Annotated in this window: 2 protein-coding genes and 1 pseudogene; 1 reads left to right on the forward strand and 2 read right to left on the reverse strand. The window is 56.7% G+C overall.

Annotated features, from left to right (window positions below; genetic code table 11):
* Positions 1 to 804: 804 nt before the first annotated feature.
* Positions 805 to 1,788 (forward strand): annotated as a pseudogene (locus F624_RS36570) (transposase family protein); the annotation flags it as partial.
* 140 nt (positions 1,789 to 1,928) lie between these two features.
* Here the strand turns inward: F624_RS36570 and F624_RS0131775 are convergent.
* Positions 1,929 to 2,966: a ParB/RepB/Spo0J family partition protein gene (locus F624_RS0131775; protein ID WP_084679909.1), complete on the reverse strand. Its 1,038-nt coding sequence runs from the start codon at positions 2,964 to 2,966 to the stop codon at positions 1,929 to 1,931.
* Positions 2,967 to 2,969: 3 nt separating this feature from the next.
* On the reverse strand, positions 2,970 to 3,656 hold the full coding sequence (locus F624_RS0131780) for a ParA family protein (RefSeq protein WP_031256995.1): 687 nt from the start codon (positions 3,654 to 3,656) through the stop codon (positions 2,970 to 2,972).
* Between the last annotated feature and the right edge of the window lie 174 nt (positions 3,657 to 3,830).

Raw genomic sequence — 3,830 nt, forward strand, 5'->3', positions numbered from 1 at the left:
GAGTACTTTGTTGGGGTCTGAACTTGGCGTGCTGAATTTTTTAGGGTGAGAGATTTGTTGGGGTGGTTCAACCTTGGCTCATGGATCCTGATGGGTGAGAGTTTTGTTGGGGGTGATGAAGGAGGTCATTTCGAGATTGCTGACCAGTCCCAACAAAATCCTCACCTTTTGCAGTGGCAGCATCCTAGAACCCCCAACAAAAGCCTCACCTGAGGGTTCCAAGGGCGTGAGAACATGGCTATTTCACCCAACAAAGTTCTCACCTTTGGGTGATGAAAGCGCCGGACAGATGATTGCTCACCCCAACAAAGTGCTCACCTGATAGCGCTCATTTCTGTGTTCTATGGCGCATTCGGATGCCCTCCCGGCTTGATGGTGTGCTCCCCAACATTTTTCTCACCCATGGCACTTAGGTGAGAGGATTGTTGTGGTGTTTTTCTTAAAATGTAAGTACCTGCTTCTTCTGGTAGGGCTTAAAACCGTATTTCATGTGCAGATGTTTGAAAGGTGAGATTTTTTTTGGGGTGTGTACCTAACTCCGCCGGTATGCCCCAACAAATGTCTCACCTTGTGCACTTGGGCGCCTGAGGCGGCGGGTGTCGGCTCTTCCGTTTCTGACGCTCTGCACGTCAGGCGCATGGCTTTTTGACCCAAGGTGCTCGAAGGTGAGCCAATTGTTGGGGTCTTCCTTGTTCAAAATGATCAATCACACCGGATTGGTTCCCGGCTAAGGCTGCGTGGAAGGCCTCCCGGGCCCATAGGTGAGCTTTTTGTTGGGGTCGAAATTTGATGTTGGCCTGATACTTGCGCAGACATCTCACCTTTCTCGATGCCGCCCGATTCCGGTTCAGGTCTAGACAAGGTGAGCGTTTTGTTGGGGGCCGCAGGTGTTTCTTGCCGATCAACGGGCTTTGCCGCAGTGGTGGCTTCAGTGACGCCAAGTCCGGCTGCAGGCAGTTCTCGGAGGCCCGTTGCCTGCGTGAGCTGGAGCCAGAGAACGCCAAGCTCAAGCGGCTACTGGCCGAGGCGCACCTGGACATGCATGCGCTCAAGAGCGTTCTGGGGGTAAAGCGCTAGCCCCGCAGGCCAGGCGCGAAGCGGTTGGGCTCATGGTGAGTGATCACCATTTGTCCGAGCGTCGCGCATGCCGGCTAGTGGGGCTCTCCCGCGACAGCTGCCACCACCACAGGTCGATCAGGCCAGGCGGTTACTGCATGAGAAGATCGTGGAGATCGCTCATGTGCGGCGCCGCTTTGGCTACCGGCGTATTCACGACGTTTTGCGCCCGCGGTTTCCCGAAATCAACCAAGCGTGGGTGTTTCGGTCTTTCCCGACAAAACAACCCGGCTGTGCGCAAGCGCAAGAAGGGCAAACGGCCCATCAGCGCGCGGGTGCCGCTGCGGTTGGCTCGCACGGTCAACGAAGTGTGGGGCATGGATTTCGTCAGCGACGGCCTGGCCGGCGCTTGAAGTACCTCACTGCGGCCGATGACTTCACCCACGAGAGCGTGGACATCGTTGGGGGTTCGGCACCTCAAGTGCCGTACGTGACGCGGGTGTGCAAAAGCGCACTGCGCTCCTTCGCGGGTTTCCGAAGGCGGTGGCGTGCATAAACAACCGCCCGGAGTTCACCAGCAGGGCATTCATGGCCTGGGATCGTTGGCCGGCCTGGCAAAGGATTGCAAAAAAGGGCAGGCCACACAACAGCCTGGGCCGCATACCGCTGGCAAGTTTTGCCGAGCCACATGGCCAAGGTGCAGGCAATGATGGCTCATCACCCTCCAACCCCACATCCAATCGATTCACCTTGATCCCGCGCTTCCACTTTGGAGTGGGCCGCCTGCAGGAGGGGCGGTCGGCCGCGCCTGTGCCGGTCCCATTCACTCGCGCTGAGGCATTGCACCCCAGCGCATCGGTTCAGTTTGCTGTTCAGTCAGGAATTTCGGCCGCCGGTGATGGGGGACTGGGTGTCTCAGCCAGATCGAATCTGCTGCGCAGCTCCGCCACAAGCGCTTCCCGGTCGGCCGTGTCTGCCAGCACGATTTCGAACGAAACCTTGCCGGAGTCCCATTCCTTCAGGTGTCCAACCTGTTGCCCGTTGCGTTGAATCTTGTATTGACGGGAGATTTCCTTGCGCTTGCGCTCCCGCGGCGACTGCACTTTGGCCCTCGCCTCCTGGATTTCCTTGCGACCGGCCTCCCCTTCCTTGACCAACTTGGCCATTGCCAGCGCGCTTGGGGTATCGACGGCCTGTTCGTACAGAACCAATTCATACAGTGCGCTCATGGCGAATGCCTTGGGGTCCTCTTTGAGGACCTCGAGCACAGGCGGCGACAGTCGGAGGATTGCCAATGTCTTGTTCACATTCGGTTGAGATTGACCCGTGGCCTCTGCAATCTCCGTCTCGCTGGCAAAAACGCCCTGGTCCAGCAACGTTCGCCATGACAGCGCGTTGTCCAGCGCGGTCTGCGTTTCCCGCTCAGCGTTTTCTCGGTAGCTGTGCGAATACAGTTCGCGATCGTTCAATGTGTCATAGACCATCAGGTCCATGGTCTTGGCCCCGATCAGCTTCAAGGCCCGCAGCCGATAGTGCCCTGCAGCAAGCACGTACCGCCCACCTTGCTTGGCCGCCAGGCCTGGTATCTCTTGTCCGTGTGCGCTGATGCTGGCCGCCAATTCGCTGACCCGTTCCGGTCGGTAGATGTGACGAGCGTTGAAGGGGTTGACATCGATCAGCTCAATGGCCACCTTTTCGAAACGGGCCCCCGAAGAGTTTGTTGGCTGCACTTCGGGGATGGCAAGTGCTTGCAGGCTTTGCCCGACCGGGTTGAATGAAGCTCTGGGGGTTTCGTCCGCAGGGTGGGTGTGCACCAGGTCCTGGGCATGGCGGAGTCGGTCACCGATGGTTGGCGCACTCTTGGCGGCCAGGGCCGCACGTGCGGCCATATCACCTTTTTTAATATTCATTTTTTATTTAGCCTTAGATACTTTTATTTCTAACAATCCTGCCAATTCGTCAACCAAGGCATCGACTTCGGAGGCCGCCACCGACTTGCCAAAAGAGCGAACGACGCAGCCGTAGAGCTGAGATTCCGGAAAAACGTTGCGCATCGCCAAAGTGGATTTCAGGATGGGGATCTGCGCGCCAGATTTGAGTGTTTCCAGGCAACTGTCAAAGATATTGCCTCGGCGCACCATGCTGAGCAAGTAAACCGCCTTCAGGTTGTCTCCCCCGCGGCTGGTTCGGGCTTGGCGCGCTTCCAGCACCAACTCTTCTGCTTGCTTGGAAGCCCACACATTGTCCATGACAGGTACAACAGGAATGATTGCCAGATCGGACGCCACCAATGCGGCCCATGGCACTCGAGAGCCCAACGCAGGCGGACAGTCGATGATGATGATGTCGTACTTCTCAGCGATGGCCGACAGTTTTTCGAGAAAAGCCTCTTTCAACGGGGCCATCGACAGCACTTCTGCGGGGAAGGGGGTCTCGGCCGATGCCTGGTGAAACCACAGTGCTGCTGTGTTCTGGGGGTCCATGTCCACCACAAACACCCTCAAGCCACGCAAACCAAGGGTCCCAGCCAGCTGCATGGTCGTCATGGTTTTGGCGCACCCGCCTTTTTGATTGAAAACGGTAACGATCTTGGCTGTCATGAGCACCCCTTTTGACCTGTGCGTCTATTCACGCGTGAATGAAATGGCTGCTTAATTGTACCAATTGCTGGTTGTTTTAAATTTAAACCAAAGAGAATTTTTTGATAATAATCTATCGGGTTGTCGGAATTGGCATTGGCTGGTTCTGGTTCTGGTTCTGGTTCTGGTTCTGGT

This window comes from Curvibacter lanceolatus ATCC 14669 (assembly GCF_000381265.1).
In the GTDB taxonomy this organism is placed as follows: domain Bacteria; phylum Pseudomonadota; class Gammaproteobacteria; order Burkholderiales; family Burkholderiaceae_C; genus Curvibacter; species Curvibacter lanceolatus.